This is a genomic window from Pleionea sp. CnH1-48 (genome assembly GCF_024124665.1).
GTDB lineage: Bacteria > Pseudomonadota > Gammaproteobacteria > Enterobacterales > Kangiellaceae > JAMXSB01.
Map to the genome: position 1 here is coordinate 79,351 of NZ_JAMXSB010000014.1, position 25,952 is coordinate 105,302.

The 25,952-nt window shown below is 42.1% G+C and carries 23 protein-coding genes; 2 read left to right on the plus strand and 21 right to left on the minus strand.

Translation table 11 applies throughout. From position 1 onward, the window contains the following. Window positions 1-99 precede the first annotated feature (99 nt). Both NH399_RS20055 and NH399_RS20060 read right to left on the minus strand, forming a co-directional pair. Entirely contained in the window at window positions 100-4,191 is a 4,092-nt protein-coding gene (locus NH399_RS20055; RefSeq protein WP_253042977.1) for a two-component regulator propeller domain-containing protein, read from the minus strand. Between the two features lie 7 nt (window positions 4,192-4,198). Further along, window positions 4,199-4,528 carry a hypothetical protein gene (locus NH399_RS20060; RefSeq protein ID WP_253042978.1) on the minus strand — a complete coding sequence of 110 codons (330 nt, stop codon included), beginning with the start codon at window positions 4,526-4,528 and terminating at the stop codon, window positions 4,199-4,201. Window positions 4,529-4,665: 137 nt separating this feature from the next. Here NH399_RS20060 and NH399_RS20065 point away from each other — a divergent pair, with 137 nt between their 5' ends. Further along, on the plus strand, window positions 4,666-5,283 hold the full coding sequence (locus NH399_RS20065; protein WP_253042979.1) for a hypothetical protein: 618 nt from the start codon (window positions 4,666-4,668) through the stop codon (window positions 5,281-5,283). A gap of 284 nt (window positions 5,284-5,567) precedes the next feature. Here the strand turns inward: NH399_RS20065 and NH399_RS20070 are convergent, their stop codons facing one another. The 13 genes from NH399_RS20070 to NH399_RS20130 form a co-directional block, all read right to left on the minus strand. Continuing rightward, window positions 5,568-5,933: a hypothetical protein gene (locus NH399_RS20070; RefSeq protein WP_253042980.1), complete on the minus strand. Its 366-nt coding sequence runs from the start codon at window positions 5,931-5,933 to the stop codon at window positions 5,568-5,570. Window positions 5,934-5,991: 58 nt separating this feature from the next. Continuing rightward, entirely contained in the window at window positions 5,992-6,228 is a 237-nt protein-coding gene (locus tag NH399_RS20075) for a hypothetical protein (RefSeq protein ID WP_253042981.1), read from the minus strand. 196 nt (window positions 6,229-6,424) lie between these two features. Further along, window positions 6,425-6,802, minus strand: a complete 378-nt coding sequence (locus NH399_RS20080) for a TonB family protein (RefSeq protein ID WP_253042982.1) — start codon at window positions 6,800-6,802, stop codon at window positions 6,425-6,427. An 87-nt stretch (window positions 6,803-6,889) separates the two neighbouring features. After that, window positions 6,890-7,231 carry a hypothetical protein gene (locus tag NH399_RS20085; RefSeq protein ID WP_253042983.1) on the minus strand — a complete coding sequence of 114 codons (342 nt, stop codon included), beginning with the start codon at window positions 7,229-7,231 and terminating at the stop codon, window positions 6,890-6,892. 403 nt (window positions 7,232-7,634) lie between these two features. Further along, on the minus strand, window positions 7,635-8,039 hold the full coding sequence (locus NH399_RS20090; RefSeq protein WP_253042984.1) for a hypothetical protein: 405 nt from the start codon (window positions 8,037-8,039) through the stop codon (window positions 7,635-7,637). 278 nt (window positions 8,040-8,317) lie between these two features. Then, the gene (locus tag NH399_RS20095; RefSeq protein WP_253042985.1) at window positions 8,318-8,560 is read right to left on the minus strand and encodes a hypothetical protein; all 243 of its coding nucleotides are present in this window, start codon (window positions 8,558-8,560) and stop codon (window positions 8,318-8,320) included. A gap of 57 nt (window positions 8,561-8,617) precedes the next feature. Further along, window positions 8,618-12,805, minus strand: coding sequence for an RHS repeat-associated core domain-containing protein (locus NH399_RS20100; RefSeq protein WP_253042986.1), 4,188 nt, complete (start codon window positions 12,803-12,805; stop codon window positions 8,618-8,620). A gap of 433 nt (window positions 12,806-13,238) precedes the next feature. Continuing rightward, window positions 13,239-14,141: a lysophospholipid acyltransferase family protein gene (locus NH399_RS20105; protein ID WP_253042987.1), complete on the minus strand. Its 903-nt coding sequence runs from the start codon at window positions 14,139-14,141 to the stop codon at window positions 13,239-13,241. A 9-nt stretch (window positions 14,142-14,150) separates the two neighbouring features. Beyond that, the gene (locus NH399_RS20110) at window positions 14,151-14,588 is read right to left on the minus strand and encodes a YtoQ family protein (protein WP_253042988.1); all 438 of its coding nucleotides are present in this window, start codon (window positions 14,586-14,588) and stop codon (window positions 14,151-14,153) included. Between the two features lie 736 nt (window positions 14,589-15,324). After that, window positions 15,325-16,608 carry a DUF3570 domain-containing protein gene (locus tag NH399_RS20115; protein WP_253042989.1) on the minus strand — a complete coding sequence of 428 codons (1,284 nt, stop codon included), beginning with the start codon at window positions 16,606-16,608 and terminating at the stop codon, window positions 15,325-15,327. Beyond that, window positions 16,599-16,811 (minus strand): DUF4266 domain-containing protein, encoded by a 213-nt coding sequence (locus NH399_RS20120; RefSeq protein WP_253042990.1) that lies wholly within the window; start codon window positions 16,809-16,811, stop codon window positions 16,599-16,601. The genes NH399_RS20115 and NH399_RS20120 overlap by 10 nt, the downstream gene beginning before the upstream one ends. An 11-nt stretch (window positions 16,812-16,822) precedes the next feature. Beyond that, complete coding sequence (locus NH399_RS20125) at window positions 16,823-17,284, minus strand: TlpA disulfide reductase family protein (RefSeq protein WP_253042991.1); 462 nt, start codon at window positions 17,282-17,284, stop codon at window positions 16,823-16,825. A 301-nt stretch (window positions 17,285-17,585) separates the two neighbouring features. Further along, the gene (locus tag NH399_RS20130; RefSeq protein ID WP_253042992.1) at window positions 17,586-18,365 is read right to left on the minus strand and encodes a DUF2884 family protein; all 780 of its coding nucleotides are present in this window, start codon (window positions 18,363-18,365) and stop codon (window positions 17,586-17,588) included. 183 nt (window positions 18,366-18,548) lie between these two features. Between NH399_RS20130 and NH399_RS20135 the strand changes: the two genes are divergently transcribed. Then, window positions 18,549-19,070 (plus strand): GNAT family N-acetyltransferase, encoded by a 522-nt coding sequence (locus NH399_RS20135; RefSeq protein ID WP_256489714.1) that lies wholly within the window; start codon window positions 18,549-18,551, stop codon window positions 19,068-19,070. 95 nt (window positions 19,071-19,165) lie between these two features. Here the strand turns inward: NH399_RS20135 and NH399_RS20140 are convergent, their stop codons facing one another. The 6 genes from NH399_RS20140 to atpG form a co-directional block, all read right to left on the minus strand. Continuing rightward, window positions 19,166-19,771, minus strand: a complete 606-nt coding sequence (locus NH399_RS20140) for a thiol:disulfide interchange protein DsbA/DsbL (protein ID WP_253042994.1) — start codon at window positions 19,769-19,771, stop codon at window positions 19,166-19,168. Between the two features lie 2 nt (window positions 19,772-19,773). Continuing rightward, the gene (gene glmS, locus NH399_RS20145) at window positions 19,774-21,603 is read right to left on the minus strand and encodes a glutamine--fructose-6-phosphate transaminase (isomerizing) (protein ID WP_253042995.1); all 1,830 of its coding nucleotides are present in this window, start codon (window positions 21,601-21,603) and stop codon (window positions 19,774-19,776) included. A gap of 15 nt (window positions 21,604-21,618) precedes the next feature. After that, entirely contained in the window at window positions 21,619-22,986 is a 1,368-nt protein-coding gene (gene glmU / locus NH399_RS20150; RefSeq protein WP_253042996.1) for a bifunctional UDP-N-acetylglucosamine diphosphorylase/glucosamine-1-phosphate N-acetyltransferase GlmU, read from the minus strand. 187 nt (window positions 22,987-23,173) lie between these two features. Further along, window positions 23,174-23,599 carry a F0F1 ATP synthase subunit epsilon gene (locus NH399_RS20155; protein ID WP_253042997.1) on the minus strand — a complete coding sequence of 142 codons (426 nt, stop codon included), beginning with the start codon at window positions 23,597-23,599 and terminating at the stop codon, window positions 23,174-23,176. A 28-nt stretch (window positions 23,600-23,627) separates the two neighbouring features. Further along, on the minus strand, window positions 23,628-25,004 hold the full coding sequence (atpD, locus tag NH399_RS20160) for a F0F1 ATP synthase subunit beta (protein WP_253042998.1): 1,377 nt from the start codon (window positions 25,002-25,004) through the stop codon (window positions 23,628-23,630). 49 nt (window positions 25,005-25,053) lie between these two features. Continuing rightward, window positions 25,054-25,914, minus strand: coding sequence for a F0F1 ATP synthase subunit gamma (atpG, locus tag NH399_RS20165; protein WP_253042999.1), 861 nt, complete (start codon window positions 25,912-25,914; stop codon window positions 25,054-25,056). Window positions 25,915-25,952: the final 38 nt, after the last annotated feature.

A 25,952-nucleotide genomic window follows, 5' to 3' on the forward strand; every position in this document is an offset into this window, starting at 1 on the left:
GGACAAACACAAGCTCTATTCAGACAAGCTCTTATTTATCAATAAGTTATAAACCGTCCAAATAAAGAGGCAGTTGAAGAGTATTTCAAGATCCGAGAGTTAACTTTCGGCTTGAAAATCGGAGGGGGCAACTCTGTATTTTGCTTTAAAACACTTTCCAAAATACGAATAGGAAGCGAATCCAACATCCAATGCAACGTTGCTGGCAGGTTGACCGAGGCGCAATAAATCAGCGGCTTTAACCAGACGGTAGTCGCGTAAATAATGCGTCGGTGTCATATCCAAAAGCGCTTTAAGCTTGCGGAACAACTGTCGCTCACTCATAGCGACTCCTTTCGCGATCTCTGATATTCGCAATCCTTCCTGGAAATATAATCCATCAATAACGCTATTTAACTCTTCAATAAATTCCTGCTTTTTTTGATCCCCAACTGAAAGCGCAGTGCTTGATTCTGTAGACTCAGCTGGCTTAAAGCTTTGCTCCTGGAAGCTTTTTTGAACAATTTCCCGAATTGACAACAAGTTATCGATTCGAAGAATCAGCTCTTGTTCGTTAAAAGGTTTGGTCAAATATTCATCGGCCTGGTGTTCCCAGCCTTTCAATCGACTCTTTTGATCTCCACGAGCGGTAAGCAAAATTACCGGGATATGGTTAGTCACACTATTCCCACGAATAGTTTTTAGTACTTCATAACCATTCAAACCTGGCATCATAATGTCACTGATAATTAAATCCGGAACTTGCTCGATGGCCAACTCAACGCCTTTTTGTCCGTTAGGTGCAGCCATCACGTCGTATTGATTCTTCAAGCAGCTCAATATGTAGCTGGACATGTCTTCGTTATCTTCAATAACCAACAACTTAGGGTTCGAGGATCGGCTGGAGGCATCTTGAGATTCACTCTCAACCTCTAAAATTTCGCTCTCCCGGTCCTGAAGGCTGTTAAGCTCAATGTCAATCAGCTCCTGATTAATAGACTCAATGGCCGTTTTTTCGCAAGCTTCTATTACAATAGGTAAGCTAACGCTGATTGAGGTTCCCTTATCAACTTCACTGTGAATATCAATAGTTCCATCATGGCTATCGACTAATTCTTTGACCAGCGCCAAACCAATACCCGCACCTACGACACTGTCGCTTTCTTCACCTAGCACTCTAAAGTACTTATCGAAAATATGAGGGAGTTTGGCTTCAGGTATGCCAATACCAGTATCCTCGACGCTCATGACAAGATTGTTCTCAGATTTTTTAACTATCAAGGAGATGCTATTCCCTGATGGAGTATACTTGAGCGCATTTGAAAGCAGGTTGAGTAGAATTTTTTCTATGCTGTCTTGAGTGAGTAGTAACTCAATATCGGCCTCAACAGTGTACTTCATGGAAATATTTTTTTCGGAAGCCAGCTGTTCAAAGGACTCCGCAATCAACAGGATAATCTTTGAGGCTGGCTGCACTCTTTTTTCAACAATAGACTTAACTCTAAAAGTTTGCAGATTAAGTAACTGATCAACCATACGCAATAATCGAAAACCACTTCTTTGAATAACGCTGAGCTTCCTTTTACTCTGTATAGAATTCTCCTCACTCGACAACATCTGACCCAAAGGCCCCAAAATCAATGTTAAAGGTGTTCTGAATTCATGAGATATATTGGCAAACTCTTCGTTCTTCTTTTCTAGTAATTGTTCTACTTTTTCTTTTTCTACTTTTAACTCCGTTGTTCTTTGCTCTACAACATCTTCAAGGAACTCAGCTCGCAAACGCAAAGTTTTTGTTCGATACCATAAGAATGAAATACCTGATACAACCAGAAAAAGAAAATACAGTGTATACGCCCACCAAGTTTTCCATGGTGCAGGAGCAACCGATATTGGCAGTGTTAAGGCCTCTTCACTCCAAATACCATTGATAGTTTTTGCTCTTACTTTAAAAACATAATCACCAGGCTCAAGGTTTGAGTAAGTCACTCTCCGATTCTGAAAGCTGGATTTTATCCAGTTGGGTTCCAGACCTGACAGTTGATATTCGTATTCCAACTTATTGGGAGACAAATAGTGCGTTGCTAAGAAATGAAAGCCAATAACGGCTTCTCGATGGCTTAGGTTCACGCTTTCCATATCATTGATATGGTTATCGATAGAAAATCCTTCGTAATCGACTCGAGGCTCAACAATCTCGCCTAGTCGAGTAAAACTTTGCAATGATATTGTTGGCGGGCTCAGGTTAACTTGAAGCTTCTCAGGAGCCAAAAGGTTGAATCCATTTCTGCTGCCGAACAGGACTCTTCCATCTGGAAAACTAGCGCTGGCCCCCAGATTGTAGATATTGTTGATAAGCCCGTGCTCAGAAAGGTAATGCTCAACATCATCGGCTTTCAGGTCAAATTTGAGTAATCCATTGTTCACCGATAATAGCCATAAGGTATTGTCATCATAAGTATGAAACCCAGCAAAGCCCTCTCGATAGGTAAGCTGGAAGTCATTGGTTCTGTTCTTAACCTCATTTGACACTGGGTCCCATTGAAACACTCCTTGGCTTTCTTCAGTAAACCAGACGCCATGATTTTGGGTAACAGCAACGGAATGAACGGCATTATGGTTAAGGTCAGGATTATCCTTCCATAAGTGAAAAAGAGTGCCTGTCTCAGTATCCAATCGATGAAGACCTCGACTAGTGCCTACCAATACTGCGCCAGAATCTAACCGTCTTAATACCGAAATACTAAAGCTTTCACCTTCTTCATTAGTAATCTTTTGCGCAGACCTTTTATCCATATCAAAGTGGAAGAGGCCTTTGTTTGTCGCCAGCAGCAAAGCCTTATCATAAGGCAGAATATCGAATACAAGAGCATTATCAATCAGATGGCCAAACCTTTTTACATCGCCGTTTTTTAGCGAAATAATATCAAGACCTTTATCAGTTCCAATCCAGTAATGATTCTCACCAGCAGGGAATATTTTGAAAACTTCATTATTCGATAAGCTTTTATTACTGGAAGCGTCATGGGTATAGTGCTTGCAGCTTTTTTCGTTCAGGTTTACAAGAGACAGTCCTTTTAAGGTACCAAATAACGCTTGTTCGCTGGATACCGGATAAACACTTCGAATATCATCAGATAACAAGCAAGGTAGACTACTTAAAGAGTTGTTATAGCTCCCAAAAGTAAGGTGCAATGGATCAAAGTAATTAACCCCAGCATTGTAAGTTCCAACCCATATGATGCCAGATCGGTCTTGATACAAGCTTAAAACCGTCTTATCGCTCAATGAACTGGCATTACTTTTATCAGGTAAAAAATTGAGCACAGGCTCCGAGGGTGACACTCTAAAAAGCCCCCAGTTAAATGTGCCAACCCAGATATTATTATCACGATCAACTAAGAGGGACAGAATATACGATGCGGCTTTACCTAATTCGACTTTTCTGGCAGCTCCAGTATCAGGATCTAAGACATAGAGTCCTTTATAAGTGCCGATCCATATTTGTCCAGTATGCGACTGAACCATCGTACGAATAACTGGCTGAGTCTCTATAGGGAGCGGGATGGCTTCAAATTTTTTATCTTTATAGCGCTTTCGAAAAACACCTTGGCTAGTGCCGACATACAAGTCATTAGACGCAGTCGTCAGCAATGCTCTTGCTTGTTGGGTTAGACCACCTTCTACTTCAGAGTCGTGACTATAATGAGTAAATTGCTGCTTAACTGTGTCAAAGTAATCTAGCCCTTTGCCTGTAGCTATCCACAAATTACTATGAGTATCCGACGTTAATGCCAATACTTTGTTATCACTTAAAGTATTAGTGTCTTTTTCGTTAAATTGAAAATGCTCAAAGTTGCTCGAATCTTTTCTATAACGGCTCACTCCCTTACCACCGCTAACAACCCATATACTTCCTTGATTATCGACATGTAAAATTCGGATATAGTTTCCAGCTAGGCTACTCGTGAGCGATGAATTAGCAAAGACAGTATCTAATGAATATCCATTAAACTTAGCCAGGCCTAGCTCTGTTCCAAACCAGATAATACCTTGGTTATCACTCGCTATCGAGCGGATAGAGTTATAGGGCAAACCATCAGTGATATCGATAGTCTGAAACTTGAGGTTATGAGAAAAAAGTGTTTGAGAGAAAAAAACCAGTCCAGCTAGAAATAACTGGACTAGCTTTAGATAACAGTTAGCTTTCACTGAATGACTAGAGAGTGATCACAGGCATGCCATTTTCAATAACGGTTCTCTGCGTTTCAATAACACAGCTCGCATTACCATGAGTTTGATTGTCATAATAAATGGAGGTATTGGTTTGGTGAGTCCTATTTAAGATCAGCTTCTCTCCTCTGAAATTAGAAGGAGGAGGGCACTCTCTTAAATCGTTATAGACTTTTATCTCAAATAGCTCGGTCTTTACACCTTTAATATCTTCATAGTGATAGCTAGCACACTGAACACTGGTTGCAGAAAGTGCTGTCCCATGAAAAATAAGAGCACTGGCTATAGCCGCCCCAACTTTACAATACTTTAACATTTATTATACTCCTGACTATTTTGAAAGGTTCCTTGAATACTAACAAAGTGGCATATTTTGCGTCACTCTATCACTTCGCAGCTAGAAATAAAAGTGTTATAGTTCACAAGCTGAGATTGATAAAAGCGAGAAGAATCATGGGGAAGTTTTTTTTAGGATTGGTGACAGGAAGTTTTCTGACAGTAGTAGCTTACAGTACTTTTAGCTCTGTCGAAGAAGATAAAAAGCAGGATGAACATACATATATTCAGCAGCCTTTAGCCAACATGCAACGCCAAGAACCAGTTCTTAATATCCAGGAAAAAAAACAAAACATCACTCCAGTTCTGATAGAGAATCAACATAAGCAGCTCAAAGAAGAAAGTGCAGACTTAGATGAAAACCTGATAAAGCACATTAGGTCCCTCAACGAAGAACAATATGTTCAACTCCAGTCTTTTCTTCAAAACTTAGGAAAAAAGACATCCAAAGAAAGATTCATAAGTGAATCCACTAAATCAACTTCTTCTCTTGAACGTCAGTCGGAATTGGAATATTCCTTCTATCAGAATGCAAGCCTTAAAGACCTCGGAGTATTGAAATCTATCGATTGTAGGACCAGCATCTGCCTAGTTCAAATTACTGCTCCAATCGATACAAAGTTAATGCCTTCAAATTTAATGGACTGGGTAATGCCTGAAGCGATAGAAATTAATTCGACCGGAGATGAAGAAAATCCTGAACAGCTAATTGAGCTTTATATTTCTATGGAGTAGTTAGAGTATTACTCTCAACTCGATAGTACTTTCTATCAAGTTAATAACTTTTTTAGTCTCAGTATTCAACCCTCTTTTAATTATTATCATTTTTAATTGATAACCTTTCTTTTAATCAATTAAAACTCCCGGTCACTTTGAAGACAGTATAGAGCGCAACAATCACTAGTAATTTTCCCATTCTTATCTAACTCCTGATCATTCCGATATGGGAAGTTCTCTTAGCACTAAACATACGCATTGACACACTATAGCTTACCGAACTTTGCTACAACTTTTAAAACTCAACGACTTTTTAGCAGCAATTTCATTAACTGCCTAAAAACAAAGTAAACGACTAAGGTATTAAGAATAAAGCCAAAATAAAATGCCGCCTTGATAAGAAGTTTGCTACCACAATCATCTAGACATGCTAAAAATGGAGTATCAAACCAAGGAAATGACCAAGGCAAAGAGCCATAGTAAGTAAACTTGTATAGCAGTTCATTGAAACCAGTGGAAACTTTGGAGTAGAAGTAGAAAAGACTGCCAATGAACATAATTATGACAATTTCTTTCTTATTCAAATGTATTTCCTTACGATCAGCGCTCTCCTGCATCAAGAGACCCGATGACCTTACAAAACCTATACTGACCACCACCGCTGACATTGTACCCACAACCAGACGGTACTTGTTTACGATAGCCGCCCTACTCATGCCATCTAAATTAATCTCTCTCTTCGACTAAAATTGACTCTAGAAGAGGTAAACTTGCTCCTCTTTCAAGCTCCTCAAGATAGATGCCTTTTAGGACCTTAAATGCCTCATCATAAGATACAAGTAACTCAGTAATATTTTCCGGATCACTCAAAGTCTCGGATTTGAGCAAAGCCTCAAACCTATTAATACTCTCATAGACAGATTGCACTGCAACCAAAAGAGTGTCCCTATCTATAATGGGCATTTTTTTAGTTTACCTCTCTGCTTCTCGATATTAACAAGCAACTGATCTATTAACAGTTTGAAATTAGCTACTGACATAGGATAGTCAGGAATAATCGAATAGCGTGTTGTTTGATTCCGGTCATGTAGCCATCTTAAGTTATTAGTGTGCAGAATATAGCTGATAATATTCAGAATAGCACTTTCACTTTATGCCACTACTTTTCAAATGAAAATGTCATCGTATAGCTTAACTCTTGTTTTGAAGCCTCTCCATACTGAGGTTCAAAATGCCACTTGGGAATCGTTTTAGCTACTGTTCTTTTAAAAGCATCTCCGGGGCAAGACTCACCAAAACGTAAGTCGTAAGCTTTTCCATGCTCATTAACCTTAAAATAAACTTTTACCCAACCGCTTTGTTTCTTGTAAGCTTGTCTTTTAGGGTAGGGAGCTGCGGTAACTTTTATCGGTTCTGCAACTTCCAAGTTTTTCTCTCCGGTATATTCTGGTGGCTCGCCGCACTCAACGGGGCCGCTCTTAAGATGCGCACAACTTGTAACTAAAAATACTGTTGATAATAGAAGTAATACCTTCACTGATTTATCCTTATTCAATCACTATTTCAATAAAAATCCGAGTAACACTCGGCGATAAAATAATTAGCCTTACTAAATGATATTTTATTAATTTTCTTCAGATACTTTGTGAAGCTTCAGCGCCCCTATCTTGGACAAAGTATACATTAAAGCAAATGGAAGAAAGAAGCATACAACCGCTGCATATTTAACATCAAAGTTAAAATATAAGCTCGCCATATAAACACTAAAAATCACTAAGCCACTTATGGTATAAGCAATGATATTTATCTCGGCCATTAAATATGGCGGAGCGAGGATAGCGTTGGCATAAACGAACATTGCCGTATTCTTTATGCTTAACTCGGCAGTGTCATGCTTTTTCTCTCGAACAAAAAACTCGAGCGACAAGTGAATTAAAATAGGTAGTGCTATCAATAAAGTTAGCACAGTAATATTCTGATCTTCTATATAACTCCAATACATAATGGAACAAAATAGTAAGTATGGATTTATAAAAACAGACTTTAACTTTATGTTACTCACCTCGATGTGCTTCCTTAAGGTTCATTTTTAGAGGTAATAGATGGATTAACATACATTAAAATCAGAGCAGACAATATGTTAACAATAATGCCTAAATTCGCTTCCAAGTAGCTTGATGACAAGTACAACACAACCGCAAAAATGAATACATTGTAAAAAATCCTAGAGGACCGAAAAACAGATACACCGCACTTTTTACATTTAATCTCTGAAAAAGCATTCAGCATTAAGTTTTCAAAGTAGCTCACTGTTTTACTTGTGCAACTAGGGCATTTTATCGCCATATTCGACTCTCCTTTAATCGCTACTATTTTTCTTCAAACAATCTTACTAATACATCTTGAAGGATTTTATCGTCTTTTGTCGATTCTAAGGCTATCGCCTTTTGTTCTTCGGAATAGTCTGCTTTTAGCAAAGGTAATATTTCAACCCGCCCATTTCTGATAGCCATCATAAGAGTAAAGCTTCTCGGATCTCCTGTTGGGTCTAAGTCTTTATCGACATAAGTAGGGTCTGCTCCTCTCCAAATTAAAAACTCGACTCTTTTATTTGAAATATAGCTTTCTTTACGACCTAATTCGTAACTAAGCGCTTTATTAGGTTCTTCCAATAACTGATAAATGCCACCTAGTTGCATGACAGCCATTACCAGTAAGATTGAAAGTATTATGAAGTATTTCTTAGTAAATGCTTCTCTCAATTTTCCTTTCAATTTATTTTTAACTCCACATATTAATATATCGCATAGACTATGCTTTTAATGTTTTCGCTTATTTTATGGAAAGAAATTAACAGACAAAGCTCCTTCTCTTGTTTACTCACTCCTTATTACTAGCATATTGAGTAAAACTGAAATTATCAATTCGCCTCAAACAACCGCTGCACTTAATAAACTTAACTTATCTAGAACTTTAGGTTTGATAAATACAGCGGCTAAGATGTATCAAGCTACTAATTATAGCTTTGCTACCATTTGCAAACTCTAAGTAACTAGGAGCTTTCTGATTCTTGTCGAGTTTTAACTTCATTAAGAACATCATTATAGATGTCTTCATCATTCACATGTGGAGTTATCCAAATTCTCTTTAGATGATCTACCTGATAAGAGTAAGGAATGCCTTTCTTATCAAGTAAATGCTTAATGTCATTCACTAACTCGCTATTTGAATAACTATAGCTTGGATAAAGTTTAACCTGGCTTTCTAAGTAAAGATAGCTTGCTCCAAATGCCAAGCCTACTCCAAGGAAAAAACATAAAATACAATTCAATTTCATAAATATACTCTCTGATCAACATCCACAACTAGAAGCCCAGCTCTGAAGTTCCTCAGATGAGGAGTCAGCCGCTTCAAACCATTCATAACCAGACTGATTATAAGTCCAAGTTCCAGAATATGTGTTATATCTAGCATTAGGATGATAGGTAGTACCAATAGGATTTCCTTCTCGCCCATCATCACCATCTCTATCGTGTAAATACCATTCTTTATGAGTGCCTTTGATAGATTTTTGAGAATTTTTACTCTCTGTATTTTTACAAGTATATGTTGCAGTAACTACTCGATCTTGACCATACCAACGATCTATATACTTGTCATCTTTCATAGTACTTTTATCGAAAATACATACACAGGCCAACCCAAGAAAATCATATCTTTTTACTGGGTTCCCATCCACGTAAGCGTAAGTCGACGGTTGCCCTGCCGCTAATCCAATAGGATCACTCTGCAAGTATCGTCCTAAATCGGCATCATAATCACGGAAGTAGTTATACCACGAAGCTTTCTCTGCGTCATAGTATTGCCCAGGAAAGCCCAAATTAAACTCACCAATAGATGAGGTAATCACTTTGCGATCAAAAGCTTGATTCTCTGCTCGCCAAACGGTTGTATTACTGGTATTGGTTATTACTTCTGGGCGGCCTAGATGGTCCGATTGAATATAATGCAAAGTACCGTTTTTAATATAGGCAACAGGCTCTGAATTAAGATAGACGTAGTCTTTCTTATCATCTGGCAGACTTTTGTGGTTTAAATCCACATACTCATGCAACAGCTTGCCATCAGTACCATAACTAAAGAAGGTATTGATGTGTCCAACTTGCTTTTTAACACGCTGACCAAACGCATTGTAGTCATAGCTGGCATTGGTAAATCCTTGTTGGTAACTCATCATTCGATTGCTGTCGCCATAGCTATAGCTCTGGCTACCTTTGCTTAAGATGTTACCGTTACCATCATAAGAAAACGCTATCGAATCCACCGATTGTAATCGATTGGTATAATTTGATGTAACGTACCGAGTGCCATCTTTATAGGTGCGGTTACCATTTTTATCGTAACGATAGCTGTGGTAGGTGCCGTAATCGTTTGAAGTTAGCAGACGGTCCATAACATCGTAGCTGTATAGTCGTGACGATGTTTGCCCGCTGTGATACCCATCTGTGATTGATTGGATGTTGCTGTTCTTATCGTATTGATACGATAGGTTCATTACTCCCGCACTGAACAAGCGCGTCACTCGATACTGGTTATCTCGACTATAAAGTCGCAGTAAGTTACTGCCGTACTTCAAGTCACTCACTGGACCAAAAGGTTTGTAGTTAACCGAATGTACCACCGACTGACCGTTGTAGGTCACCCCATTTACTCGGCCCTGACTATCAAACTGATAACGAATATCACTGCCACTGGGGTAAACAATGCGCGAGATTTTTCCGGCTTTGTTGTACTCCCATCGAGTGATGAGAGAGTGGCCGTTCAAACTACTCGACTGCCAGGTCTTTTCACCATGTGCATTAAATTCAAAGTTGTGAGTACCCGATTCATCCACCACGCGATTCAAATAACCCACTCGCTGCTTATCGTATTGATAGCTGCGTGAAATGGAAGAACCCATCGCTTCGGAAGTAATACGACCTAGCGCATCGTAAGTCATAATTGAAATGACGTTTCGTGCATCCGTCTTTTGAGTCAGATTGCCTGCTGCATCGTACTGGAATCGAGTGATACCTGTATCGGGGCTTGTCTGTTGGATTAACTGACCAAAACCATCGTAAGCATAACGTGTCGTGTTACCTTCTGGGTCATTCACACTGGTGATGCGATCATTAGTGTCATAACCATAAGTCGTCACACCACCGTCTCGACTGACTTCGGTTTTAATTCGACCCAGTGCATCATAGCTACGTGTGGTTGGAATGCCCTTGGCATCTTTTATCGTAGTCGGTTGATTATTAGTGTTGTAAGCAACACTTTTAACTACAGAACCACTCGTGCTGCCACTTCCGCCACCAAAGCTAGTGCTATCTTCACCAATACCACGAACTATTTGCGTTAATCGATTTAGAGCATCGTAACCACGACGTTCTTCCTTAATAGTTTCGTGCGTTAATACCGGGCATAACTCACCACCCAGCTTACCAGCAAACGGATTAAATCCACCAAAACCACCTGAGCCACCATCACACACTTCAAACTTGGTGACCCAATGTTTGATGCGTTCGTGGGTTAAGTTACTTGCTGCATCATAAGCGTATTCGACGGATTGATTCTCGGTGTTTTTGACCGATGTTAAACGATGCGCCGAATCGTAAGTGAAGCTTAAGCGCAGACCATCGGGTTTGATGATTTGTGTTAACTGGCCGACTTTATCGTATTGATAACTTGTTGTGCGTTTATCACCATAAACATCGGCCTGTTTGCTTAACAACCATCCGCGCGGATGATAAGACAAGGTATCTACACGCCCATCAGCATAACGAATGGTTTGCGGTTGACCGTTAGCATTGTAGTTTTCGTAACGTGTCGTATGACCTAGCGGATTGATCACCTGAGTCAAAAAGCCCTGAGTCGAATAATGGTAAGTGGACACATCATTGACATCAGTGCGAGGCCCATCAATGGTCATGGTTTTAGTTAAACCATTTGCATGCTGTGTGTATTGATAGCTCCAGCTACGGCTGATCTGGCTATCTAATGCTGTTTCTGTTTTTTGACTTAATAATCCCTCATCGGTGTAACTGAAAGTCGTTTTTAAATTATCGGTTTGGATACTTAAAGGTTGGTTAAGCATCATATTCCACTGATACTCGGTGGTGCGCTGCTCAGCCGTCCCTTTTGCTTCAATGATCTTGTTAACATAGCCATAAGCATTATGGTCATAGTCTGTCACATGACCTGCCCAATTAGTCTGAGTGTCGACAAAACCATTGGCATCATAAGTAGTGTTTTGATTTGCGGCCAGGCAGCTGTCTTTAGCATGCCCCTCTACTTGTTTTATTTTCCATTGCCCACCTAACTTAGCAAAATGATAAGTCGTCTCTTTGCCTAGTGCGTTACGAGTGCGAGTGTAGCGCCCACCACTTTCTGTGCCTGAACTAATAATCGAAACAGCATTTTGTTGGTTGCCATGTGCACTTGCTATCGCTCTGCCATAACTATCGTACTGCCAGTGACCATAAGCATCGCCATTTTCATCGATGATTTTAGTTAAGCGTGTCCCTTCATAAACATACTGCTTTTGATGCACTTCGTTATTCAAAGCAGGATAGGTAACGGAAGTCAGGTTGCCAGAGCTATTGTAAGCGTAGCGATAGATAGCATTGCCTGGCGCTTCAACTTGGGCTAAACGACCTTGAGTGTATTGGAATTTCAAAGCTTGGCCCGAGTTGTGACGAATCTCGGTTAACTCACCATAACCATTAGCCAGAGAGTATACATATTGCAGTTGTTCGCCATTAGCATGCTTGACCGCCATAATACGGCCAGATGGGTAATAAATTTCTTCTAAGCCGTTATTGAAGTAGGCAAATGAACCTTCACCCAATGCTATTAACTGCTCAGTTTGGCCGCTAGGACGTCGCCAAACGTTATCCTCTGAGTCATATTTTAAAGTGAGTAGTTTGCCATCATATCGGTACAATTTAACTTCACGATAGTCTACGCCACTCGTGCTGTAGTCTTTCCAAGAAAGCTGAGGGAATAAATTGCTTGACCATTGATGGCCAAACACACCACTAAATCGGCTTGCACTATTGTAAGTGCGAGTAAGCATGAGAGGCAGGGTTCCATGACCCCGATAGTCCACTTCGGTTTGAACTTTGTTTTGTGTGGCTAAATCAATGGGATTGGTTTCACCACTGCACTGACTTTCGCCAGTGTTTTCATTCGCATCACTGCTTTCACCTGAACCAGCTCCGACCGATCCGCCCAGGCCACTACCACCACTACTTCCTGAACCACCAATGCCAAAACCTGAAAGATGACCTCCAGCAGCCTTACAAAAAACATAAGTTCTACAGGTCCTTCCACTGCCATCATCTTTTACTGGGCAAGTTTGACCCACTTTGACGAAAGTGGTGCCTGGAGGACAATACCGCCCCCAGTCCTCTGCTTTTAAACTTGGACTGAGTCCTAAAGCGATCAAAATGCCGCCAATATAAGATGATGTTTTCATCAGTTTACTTTTACTAAACATTCATTAACCCTTTATCAAATTGCCTTCTTGGCACAAGTATTCACTTTATTAATTCCCACAATTATTTTGCTTTTTTAGAGTTCCCTTCTAAAAAATGAGTCCGGATTCTACGGAATTCAAAAGAGGAAAAACAAGCCTATCTTTTACTGTTTTTATGACGTATCGATATAGAAACAGCCGCTTGATTATAAGAACGTTCTCGAACGAAAAACATCCATCATTAAAGCGCTCTTAGTAGACCAAACATGGATAGCAGTGTAGAGAAAATCTTGCAGAGAAGTTCATAAAATTGGGCCAAATGATAAGAATATTCGGCCATGCAAAAGAAAATTTAGGTGGAAGAGAACAGTTTGATTAAAAAGCATTCTACGCAAGGTTAAAACGAACACAAAAACATCGGACGGCACAGCTCACTGTACGCGACCTAATTATTTTAATACACCTTTTCGATATCAGCGGGGCGTGTTTTGAATCGTTTATAAGCCCACTCAAACTGCTCGGGACGATGTTCAATCTGCTGACTCAGTCGCTTATTTAATCCTGCCGCAAATACTTCGGGGTTTTGTTCTTCAACATCAAAGTCAGCTTGCTCGATATGCAACTCAAATCCTTTTTTGTTACGCACACAACGAAAGAATAACAGCTCCGCTCCGGTGCGTTGAACAAGTCGCTGTGCCAATACCATGGTGTAAGCTGGCTGACCAAAAAAGGGTGCGAACACACCACTGTTAGCAACCGGTTCCTGATCCGACAAAATCATAAAAATCTTGCCTTCTTTTAATACTTGCAACATACGGCGAACACCTTGTCGCTCGCCCATAATTAACTCGGAGCCACCTTTTTCGCGCGCATTACGAATGATGGTATCGAGCTCTGCAATTTTGGGTACTCGATACAAAGCAGCAGTGTTACCCTGGAAACCCTCCCACAATAAAACTGGCTCCCAGTTTCCTAAATGTGCGCTGGCCATAAGCACGCCTTTGCCTTTTGCCAGTGCGGCATCCAACACCTCTTTACCAACGACTTTATTAATTAATGGCGAAACTCGACTTTGCGGACGCAACCACACCCAGGCAGCTTCCGTCAGTAGCATTCCTGATTGAATACAACTGGCTCTTACTCGCCGCTTAATTTGCTCATCATTCAACTCAGGAAAACACAGGCGAATATTTATTTCTGTGATCTTTACGTTACGACTTTTGGTGAGCCAATTAACCCAGCCAATAAAGCCACCTATCATGCGATTTAAACGAAACGGCATGATGGCAAAGAGTTTAAACAAACCCACAACGGTTTTAGCTTTTAACGGCTCTGACTGAGTATTTTTTCTCTTCATAGATTTTTGCTACTTCATAATATATTCAATAATCTGAGCAACCTGCTCGGGGGTTCTTGCTGTAGCCTGAGCCGCAGCATCCACCTCTTTTAGCGCATGATCCAGAGATTCTGGATGCAGGGTAATCAGAGGTTTACCCATAGCGCTTGCCAGCCCTGCATCAAAGGCAGCATTCCACTGTCGATACTTCTCACCAAACCGTACGATAACAACATCGGCCTGTTCGATGAACAGTCGAGTTCGAATGCTGTTAATACCGGCACCTTTTCGATCTTTCCAGAATGCAGCAGGCTCTTCACCTAATATATCAGTACCGCAATCATCACTGGCTTGATGGTCGGTGACGGGGGAGAGCAGCTTAGCTTCGATGTGCAATTGTTGTAGCGTGCTAGCGAGCTCATCACGCCACTGACTGTGTATTTCACCGCTTAGGTAAAGAGTTATCATATTAAAGATTGGATTGGTAAATGAATGTATTTATTAAGATTTTACATTCGTTTTCGGCATTTTGCTTAAATAAATACGCTCTACCGAAGTAATAGGTATGTTTTTACACATTTTTGCTTTAACAGACTTGGCGGTTACCCACTTTATCGTCCTTAAAGATCGCAAAAATCTCTCCTTATTAAACGGCTATAAGACTAGAAAGTGGTATTACCATTAGTCAACTATAGGTTGTGGATAACTTCTTGGATAAAGAATCGGATTCTACTCCCAACTTATCCACAACTTACAAACACTGACCTTTAAATATCTACCAACCAAGTGCCTTACTTTTGTCTTTACGAAAAAGGAGCATTGAGTCGAGCCTCTTTCGTATATTCACTATTACTCTTAATAACAAACCGAAATTGTTAGTACTTACATACAACAAAGCCAGAGTTAAGTATATTAGAAAGCCCTAAAGTCTAGCTCTTACTTCTTATCAAAGCCCGCAAAGAAGTTGCTGCAACGAATCATCATCCGCCCAATTATCAAGATGAAACAAATCTTTCATCTGTTCATCAATGAATACCACAGAGTATGGGGATATCAGGCTTATTTTTTGATCATTCGCGTTCTTACCAATGTGGATAACATCAAAAACGCACTAAAACTTGGCATAATAAAGCAGCGTAAAATGCCACTACCGACCCTTGTTGCTTGATATATATAGGTTTTTGAACTACGCGCTCACTTTGAGTCAAAGAGAATAGTTTAGCTGAACAATAAGCGCATTGATGTCGGGAAAAACACTGTCTGCCGTTAACGGTACTGACAGAGCAAATGGCGACTCATGATTTTGACGGTAATACTCTATGCGCACGGCCATATCCTGACCATTATCCAACACCCAACTGTATTTGATACCAAGAGTCACTGCATCAAATCGTCCCAGGCGAGGATCCGCCGAAGCAAAGGAGGGGAGTTCGTCCTGCTGGTTCAAATAGGGCCGATAGAATGCCGCTTCCTGCTGGCGATACCAACGCAGATGAGGCTGCCAGGTCGAAGTGTCTTCTGTGGGGATATGCCACTTAACATCCAAAGTATGTGAGCGAACCTTCCAGGTATCGTTCATGTAACGGTAAGAGACATCCCAGATAGAATGATCACCATGGTATTTAGTTTGCCAGTAGATACTGCGCTTTCGACGCTGATCGGGCCGTTTTTCGTAAAGATAAGCTTGTGATATGCCGCTTTCATTAAGGTTTGAAAGCACTTTGAAAGGATCGGTCTGGTAGCCCGATACGGTAAAGAAGGAATAATTAAATAACATCAAAGTGCGGCGATTGATAACCTGAGTGACGCCCACTAAGAGATCAACAATGTGTTTGTCGTCATTGCCTGCACGCCGAGTCGCTCGAAATGCCTGCCAAAAAGACGCTTCATCCAGATGGTCCTGACGTAATGTCATGGCGCTGAAAGAGTTGGGGATCCCGCCTTCTGGATCAAACTTATCGTAGGCCGTCGACAGCCCCATACTGAGAGTTGTGTTCTTTTGATTAAAGTCGATGGCCCAACTGCCATTCGCTCCCAACGAAAAGTAGTCGTACTCTTTGGACAGGTGCAGCCCATAACTCAAGGTATCGGCAGCTTCTGTGAGCCGAGTCCACTGAGCATTCATTTGTAGACGGGTATCTTTGAAGGTATCGTCCAGTGGTGTTAATCCTGCTGCGACTTCGTAACTGCCATTACCTGATGGCCGAGTAAAAGTCTGGACCTGAGGCTGAACAACAGCACCCGAGGGCGATGCCCCGGTCAGAGAATCCAGAGTTACTTTGTAGTTAACCGATGCTTCATCAGATAGCTGCTTCGTGGCACTGAAAATCCCTTCTACCGCTGTGACTCTTTGGCTTTCACGATAATAGAGCAGGGCCGTATCGATCTCCCATTGTGATTCTTCTGCGCTGCTTGCATCCTGCGCCAACAAGCTTGCCGAAGCGAGAGCCAATGAGTGACGAATATTAGGCAGGGGCTTCAGTTGCATCCGCATCCACCACCAGCAAAACTACGACCGCCGCTTGTGGCCTCTTTACTGAAATAGATATGCTCATCCAGAGTTTGATCCAGTCCTTGATAGCTCAGTTGCATTTCTTCTTTAGCCAGCAGGTCTCGTTGCCAGGGTTTTACACCCCATTGGGCGCATCCTGTGAGAATAAACAGAACCAGTAGCCAGACCACTTGCCGCACAACGACCTCCATTACTTGGATAATAAAGTAAGAATACTCTGTTCGTACTCTTTCACTTTTTTACTTCGAAAGCCCACATGCCGAGCAACAATCTGTCCTTGGCGGTCAATAACATAAGCATTGGGCATGCCCTGTAATTGATACTTCTCTGCCAATACACCTTTTTGATCATAGATAATATCGAAGTTAGCCGGGTATTGTTTTAAAAACTCATCCGCTAATCGCTTTTCTGTGTCCAAATTAACCGTAATCACAGTGAAGCCTTTGGCTTGATGGCGCTCTAACATTTCATTCATCCAGGGAAAAGAGTATCGGCATGGAACACACCACGAAGCCCAAAAGTCCAGGTAGATCACCTTTCCTTTATGCAGCTCAAGCGATTCACTCAGTTGTTGCTGAGGATCAGAGGCCTTTGAAGGCATGCTCAAGATCAATAAACCTATTATCGCTACTGTTTGAGCCAGGCGTCTCATCAAAACCTCCGCAGCTAATTTAAATTATCTTTCCACCATAGCTTTGACTTTAGCGGGAAGCAATAGTTGCCTGAGAAAGTCATGTACAGTCAGCACAAACAAAAAAGCCTTGTTACCCAATGGGAAACAAGGCTCGATATAAGCGGCGTCTGTTGGAGACGAATATTTTATACCCGTCGCCTTTCAAGTTGCAGCGCTAAGCGCACTCACCCCAACCTCTTAGTAAAGCTAAGCTCTGGGGATTCGCTTGCTGGCCGCCTACCTGCACTTTGAAATACTTTGGATATATAACCGCTATTTTCTAATCGTTCATTTCGACGATGTTAATATCTTCAAACGCTGCTAAAGAGCTAGCCAGTCGTTGCTCTATATTGTCCAACGTCTCCAGGTTTTGGCATAGCATCATAGCTCTTTGTTCAATGCCTTCGGCATCTCGCTCCAACTCGTCTTCTATTTCATGCTCGAGCATTTCCATACGAAACTCCAGATCGGCGGCTTCTTCTTCATCACCACTCAAAGCTTGTTTAACAATGTTCCAAACTCCTTGAACGGCAATTTTGCTGACAGCGTCTTCCATCAGTTGTTCGATCTCTTGCTCAAGCTCGCTGTCCTGAAAATGGCTATTAAACCATTCACCCTCAAACTTGTTTTCACTCACATGATCATGCAATTTGTTGGATATATTATCTAATCTATGCACAAAGTCTTGTGTGAGCTCGGGATCATGACCCGCCATTGCAGTGATAACAAGAGTGGCTGCTTTGATACCTAACTCGGCTCCTTCTACCGCGATATGAGCGATATTGGGTACCAATTCACGATACTCATCGGCCATATCTTCAACGAGTGCTTCTTGCTTCCGTGTAAGGTCAATTTCATCTCCGTTGATATAAAGTTCGTTATCTCTTGTGATCCTGAAAACCACCTCGTCAGAACTCGATATTTTTACTCCTCGCTTGGTAATGTCGATATCGTGCTGAATGTTGTAATCGCAATCATCTCCATTGATGTTGATATCCATAGCCCAACCCATAGAACAGCTGCCAGCCAGTAATAATGATGATAACCAGTACTTTTTCACTTATGTTCCCCCAACGCTCAAGAGTCAAAATAATGTCCACAAGTTAATAGTCGACGGCTTTCGGCAAAAAGTTTGGTTTTTCATTAAAAGTTTAAAGAATTGGGTGTAACAAGATGTGAATATTTATCTATTCCTTCTATGATAGAGCTCCATACCAAATCTTGGATAACACAAATTACTACAATGACCACGGTTCATAATTCCTTATTTTGTTCCAGCAGGCTGATAGTTAGGCATTTAATGCCTGATGATCTTGAGCCTTTTTACGATATGCAGAGTGATCCTGATGTTATGCGCTATATCAAAGCGCCAATGAATCATGAGCAAAGTCAAAAGGAACTCGAACGCTTTATTAGCTACTACTCTCATGAAAGCGCTTTTTTTAATATCTGGGCTATGGTCGATAAGGCCAGCATGCAGTTTGTCGGTATTTGCGGGGTTTATGAAAATGAACAACAGGAATTTGAAATTGCCTATCGTCTAAGGCAAGCCTACTGGGGCAAGGGATATGGTAGAGAAATAGCTAGAAGCCTGATCTCATACTGTTTTGAGCATCTTGGATTGAAGGATCTTACCGCTTATGCAGACAGCCGCAATCAGGGATCAATTACGATTCTGGAAAAAGAAATGATGTTTGTTAAAGAATTTTATAGCGAAAAAACTCAGGTAACCGAGCGCAAATATTCTCTTAAACTTGAGCAGTAGTGCCCTGAACAGGAATAGAGTAATTCATGGAATGAAGGCATAAAAAAGAGCATCATAATGGATGCTCTTTTTCATGTTACTTAGACCTGAGTGAATTATTTATTCATCAAGGTCACAATCGCTTGCATTAACTCATTGGTCGTTTTAAATGCGCGAACATCAATCTGATAGTGATCATTGATTACATAAGAAGGTGTACTGATCACACGCTGTTTGATGGCTTTTTGACGACCTTGACGCATTTTGGTGTTCAGCTGAAAAGAAGAAGCGACAGAGTCGAATTGCTTAGGATCAGCGCCTAAAGAAACGAAGAACTCTTTTAGGTCAGCTTTATTAACAATCTGCTTGTTCTTGCCATGAACACGCTGAAAAATAGCGCTGTGGGCTTTGTCTAAAATGCCCAACATATCGGCAATGTAATAAGCTTCGACATAAATTTTCCAGCCTGAGTGATTCTCAAAAGGGATCGCTTCAAACTTGGCGTCTTTTGGCATTGTTTTTTTGAGCTGAGACACAAAGCCTTCTGCGCGGTAACAAGCGCCACAACCATAGTTAAAGTACTCAGATATCTTTTTCTCAGAACTTTTTTGTGCTGATATAACTTTGTAATGAACGCCTTCTTTAAGCGCTTCAGCCATTGCGCCAACGCTGAATAGAGTAAACGCAACCAACGTTAGTAAAGACTGTTTTAATTTCAACATACTTACTCCACAGTAACGGATTTTGCCAGATTTCTTGGTTGATCCACATCGGTGCCTTTGATCACAGCAACGTGATAAGACAGCAACTGAAGTGGGATCGTGAATATAATCGGTGCGGTGATCTCGTGAGCTGATTCAATTTTGATAACCTTAACACCTGGTTCATCATTAAATGGCCCTTCATGGTCAGCGATAACATACAATTGACCACTACGTGCACGCACCTCTTCCATATTGGACTTCAATTTTTCCAATAGTTCATTTTTTGGTGCAACAACAACGATCGGCATCTCATGATCAATTAAAGCCAGTGGGCCGTGCTTCAATTCGCCAGCGGCATAGGCTTCTGCATGAATGTAGGAGATCTCTTTAAGCTTCAACGCTCCTTCCATCGCGATGGGGTACTGCTCTCCGCGACCTAAGAACAAACTATGGTGCTTTTCTGAGAAGTCTTCGGCCAGCGCCTCAATAACAGGATCTTGCTCCAAAGAGCGTTTGATTTCGCCAGGTACTGATTCTAAAGCATGGACCAGCTTTTTGACTTCGTCTTCTGACAATCCATTATGACGAGCCACACAGATAACCAACATCAACAAGCCCGCTAACTGCGTAGTGAAGGCTTTCGTTGATGCCACGCCAATTTCGGCGCCTGCTCGTGTCATAAAGGCCAGATCAGATTCTCGTACCAAGGATGAGCCAGGTACATTACAGATGCTCAATGACGACATAAAGCCTTGCTCTTTCGCAACACGCAATGCTGCTAGAGTATCAGCGGTTTCACCTGACTGAGAGATAGTGACGAACAATGCGTTGTCCGGCACAAAGCTCTTGCGGTAGCGGTACTCACTGGCAATCTCTACCTGGCAAGGGATGTTTGCTAAGGACTCACACCAGTATTTGGCCACCATTGCAGAGTGATAAGAAGTTCCACAGGCAACAATCTGAATCGCTTTGATTTCGCTAAGAATTTCTTTGGCATTAACACCAAAGATCTCGTCACTGATGTCACCATTGTTAACACGACCTTCAAGCGTGTTGGCGATCGCCTCTGGTTGCTCGTAGATTTCTTTGAGCATGTAGTGACGATAAGGGCCTTTGTCGGTAGCGTCGTGGCTAACCGTTGACTCTTCGAATTCGCGCGCTTGAGGTTCGTCATTGCTGTCAAAGATAGAAACCGACTCACGTTCAACCTTGGCAACTTCGCCTTCTTCCAGGAACATAAACTGGCGGGTAACAGGCAATAAAGCCAGCTGATCCGAGGCAACAAACATTTCGCCAATGCCTTTACCAATAACCAGAGGGCTACCAGAACGAGCCACGATGATTTCGTCAGGGTTGGTTCGATGCATAAATACTGCACCATAAGCGCCGTGTAACTGCTTTACACTACGTTGTACCGCACGCAGCAAATCACCGTCAGCTTTATATTCTTCTGCAACCAGATGAGCCATTACTTCGGTATCGGTTTCAGTAACAAACTCATAGCCTTTACCGCGTAATTCAGCTCTTAGTTCTTCGTGATTTTCGATAATACCGTTGTGAACGATGGTAATATCGGTTCCAGAGACATGAGGGTGAGCATTAATTTCACTTGGCTCGCCATGAGTAGCCCAACGCGTGTGAGCAATTCCAGTACCGCCAGAAATAGGGGTAATTTCGAGTGCATCGGATAATTCTTTTACTTTACCCAGTCGACGCACTCGCTCAATATTGTCGTTGTTAATGACGGCGACTCCCGCCGAATCGTATCCACGATATTCCAGACGACGCAATCCCTCAATTAAAATAGGGGCTACATCACGCTGTGCAACGGCTCCAACTATTCCGCACATGTCCTGTCTTCTCCATTAATCTTTGTTTTTCTGGGGTCTGACCCAGTTAGAAATTTCTTTTTGCTTGACGCGCGATACACATAAAACACCATCACTTACGTCAGAGGTGATGGTGGCACCCGCGCCCACTGTGGCATTTTCGCCAATCGTTACAGGCGCGACAAGCTGTGTATCAGAACCTATAAAGGCTCCGTCTTTAATAATCGTTTTATGCTTATTGGCTCCGTCATAGTTACAGGTAATCGTACCTGCACCTACATTAACGCCGTTACCGATTTCGGCATCACCAATATAAGCTAAATGGTTTGCTTTGCTGCCAGAACCAAGAACCGACTTTTTCACCTCAACGAAGTTGCCAATATGAGCATCGTTGAGTAGTTCTGTGCCTGGACGCAAGCGAGCGAATGGTCCAATAGTACAATCAGAACCCACAATAGAATCTTCGATCATGCTATTGGGTTTGACGACAGTATTCTCACCGATAGTACAGTTTTTAAGAATACAGTTTGCGCCAATGGTTGCACCGGATTTTAAGATAACGTGACCTTCGAGGATCACATTCACATCAATGGTCACATCGGTTTCAAAAGTGACCTTGCCTCGCAGGTCGAATCGATGGGGATCGATAAGAGTAACACCACCGAGTAGCAGCTCTTTGGCTCTCATCTGTTGGTAGGCGCATTCTAGTTGAGCAAGTTGAAGTCGATTATTAACACCTTCTACTTCGGCCTGATCAACAGGGGAGGCGGTTTGCACTGCTTGTCCTTCATTAGCAGCGAAGCCAATCACATCAGTCAGGTAATACTCGCCTTGGGCGTTGTCATTACTTAGCTGTGATAACCAGTGTTTCATCTGACCGCCATTGGCCGCCATAATGCCAGTATTCACTTCGGCAATGGCTAACTGTTCTTCGTTGGCGTCTTTTTGCTCAACAATTCCAACAACCTGATCATTATCATTACGAATGATACGTCCGTAACCTGTTGGATCGGGGAGGGTAACAGTGAGTAGAGCGATGCCTTTTTCTGGCTTGATGTCCAATAGCTCATTAAGAGTACTAGGATGTATCAGAGGCACATCGCCATACAAAATCAGAACGTCATCTTCATCATTCAACAAGCTGGATACCTGGTCCACAGCATGGCCAGTACCAAGCTGTTCTTTTTGTTCGACCCAGGTCACCTTAGGTTCGGTGATGGTTTTCTGTACCATTTCACCGCCATGGCCATAAACAACATAAATGTTGTTAGCTCCCAGACTTTTGCTGGTATCGATAACATGTTGAACAAGCGGCTTACCCGCTAGAGGATGTAATACTTTTGGAAGTGATGATCGCATGCGTGTCCCTTGACCCGCTGCAAGAATGATTACACTCAAAGCCATAACAACTTTCCCTGATATTTCTTATATGGATGGATCTTGCCTGAACTATCCCTTAAATGGAATAGCTAATCGGCTAAACCGGAAAATATGAAAGTGGAAAAGGAGGATTATAGATAGAAATAAAGCGTTAGCCATAAAAAAGAGAGGCAAACCTCTCTTTTTTAAGGACTATGCTAGGGCGTGAGCCCTATTTACCCGCTTTTTTGCGGATAGCCTGCAGCGTTCGTAACTGAGCAACAGCTTCAGCTAGCTCGGCAGCGGCTTTAGAGTATTCAATCTCAGCAGTCTGATCTTTCAGTGCCTGCTCAGCTTGACGACGAGCATCTTCTGCAGCGGCTTCATCAACATCATGAGCGCGCACAGCAGTATCAGCCAAAATAGTCACAACGTGAGGCTGCACTTCCAGCATTCCACCAGAAACGTAGTAAAACTCTTCTTCGCCTCCATGCTTGGTTACCTTCACTGGCCCCGGCTTAAGCGAAGTCAGTAATGGCGCGTGACCCGGTGAAATACCTAACTCACCCAGATCACCCGTTGCAACCAGCATGTCTACGGTGCCGGAGAAAATTTCTTCTTCGGCACTGACGATATCGAGATGAAATGTAAATGGCATATTCTTCATCCCTTAGGTCACTAGACCATTAAAGGTTTTTAGCTTTCTCAACAGCTTCTTCGATACTTCCTACCATGTAGAAAGCCTGCTCTGGTAAGTGATCATACTCACCATTCAGAATGCCTTTAAAGCCAGAAATTGTATCTTTCAAAGATACGTATTTACCAGGAGCGCCGGTGAATACTTCTGCTACGAAGAATGGCTGAGAAAGGAAACGCTGAATCTTACGAGCACGAGCAACAACTTGCTTGTCTTCTTCGCTCAATTCATCCATACCCAAGATCGCGATGATGTCTTTCAGCTCTTTGTAACGCTGAAGAACAGACTGAACACCACGAGCAACGTCATAATGCTCTTGACCAATGACAAGAGGATCAAGCTGACGAGAAGTAGAGTCCAAAGGATCAACCGCAGGGTAGATACCTAGCTCTGCAATCTGACGAGAAAGTACAACAGTCGCGTCTAAGTGAGCAAAGGTGGTTGCTGGAGATGGGTCAGTCAAGTCATCCGCAGGTACGTATACCGCCTGGATAGATGTGATCGATCCAGTCTTAGTAGAAGTAATACGCTCCTGAAGAACACCCATTTCTTCAGCAAGAGTAGGCTGATAACCTACCGCAGAAGGCATACGACCTAGCAGTGCTGATACCTCAGTACCTGCCAGTGTGTAACGGTAGATGTTATCTACGAATAACAGTACGTCACGACCTTCGTCACGGAATTTTTCTGCCATGGTCAAGCCAGTCAAAGCAACACGTAAACGGTTACCGGGTGGCTCATTCATCTGACCATATACCAGAGATACTTTATCCAGTACGTTTGAGTCGTTCATCTCGTGATAGAAGTCATTACCTTCACGAGTACGCTCACCAACACCTGCGAATACTGAGTAACCTGAGTGCTCAATCGCGATGTTACGGATAAGTTCCATCATGTTTACGGTTTTACCAACACCCGCACCACCGAACAGACCAACTTTACCACCCTTTGCGAAAGGACAGATCAAGTCGATTACTTTAATACCTGTTTCTAGTAGTTCGTTTGCTGATGCCTGATCTTCGTAGCTTGGAGCTGCACGGTGTATAGACATGCGCTCTTGCTCACCGATCGGACCTTTTTCATCAATAGGGCTACCCAGAACGTCCATAATACGTCCTAGAGTTTCTTTACCTACTGGTACTTTAATAGGGTCGCCTGTATTGGCTACGCCCATTCCACGCTTCATACCATCTGAAGAACCCATGGCGATACAACGTACAACACCGTCACCCAGCTGCTGCTGAACTTCCAGTACAATTTCACTGTTTTCTACGGTGAGGGCGTCATAAACCTTAGGTACATTGTCTCGTGGAAATTCGACGTCTACAACCGCACCGATAATTTCAACAATGTTACCACTGCTCATATCACAGTCCTCTTAAACAAAATCTAATTCTTTACTGTACACAACCGGCTTAAACCGCCGCTGCACCCGCTACAATCTCACCCAATTCTTGAGTGATAGCAGCCTGACGTGCTTTGTTGTATACCAGTTGCAATTCGTCGATTAACTCACCTGCATTGTCGGATGCGGCTTTCATAGCCACCATTCGAGCTGCTTGTTCACAAGCGATATTATCAACAACACCTTGATACACCTGAGATTCGATATAACGAACCAATAACATCTCTAATAATGCTTTCGCATCTGGCTCGTAGATGTAGTCCCAGTGGTGCTTTAATTCATCATCTTCGCTTGGAACAATAGGTAACATCTGATTAACGACTGGCGATTGCGTCATAGTGTTGACGAAATCATTTTGTGCCAGGAACAAACGGTCAATCTTACCTTCGTTATAAGCATCCAACATAACTTTAACTGCACCGATCAAATCAGCAACCTGCGGAGCGTCACCCAAATGCGTTGCGTTAGCAACCACATTGCCGCCAAAGCGTTTAAAGAAGCTAAGGGCTTTTGATCCGATTAAACAAAGGTCAATTTCGACCCCTTTATCAGACCACTCTTTCATTTCTAAAAGAGTTTTCTTAAACAAGTTAATGTTTAAGCCACCACAAAGTCCACGGTCGGTAGAGATAACTACAAAACCAACTCGCTTAACTTCGCGTGCTTCCATAAAAGCATGCTTGTATTCAGTGTTACCGTGAGCCAGGTGGCCGATAACACTGCGAATACGCTTGGCATAAGGACGAGTAGCAGACATGCGATCTTGCGCTTTACGCATTTTACTCGCAGCTACCATCTCCATGGCACCGGTGATCTTTTGGGTGTTTTTAATACTCCCAATTTTCGTTCTAATCTCTTTAGCGCCGGCCATATTCGTTTCCAGTTACATAACAGGGAACCTTAGAGGCT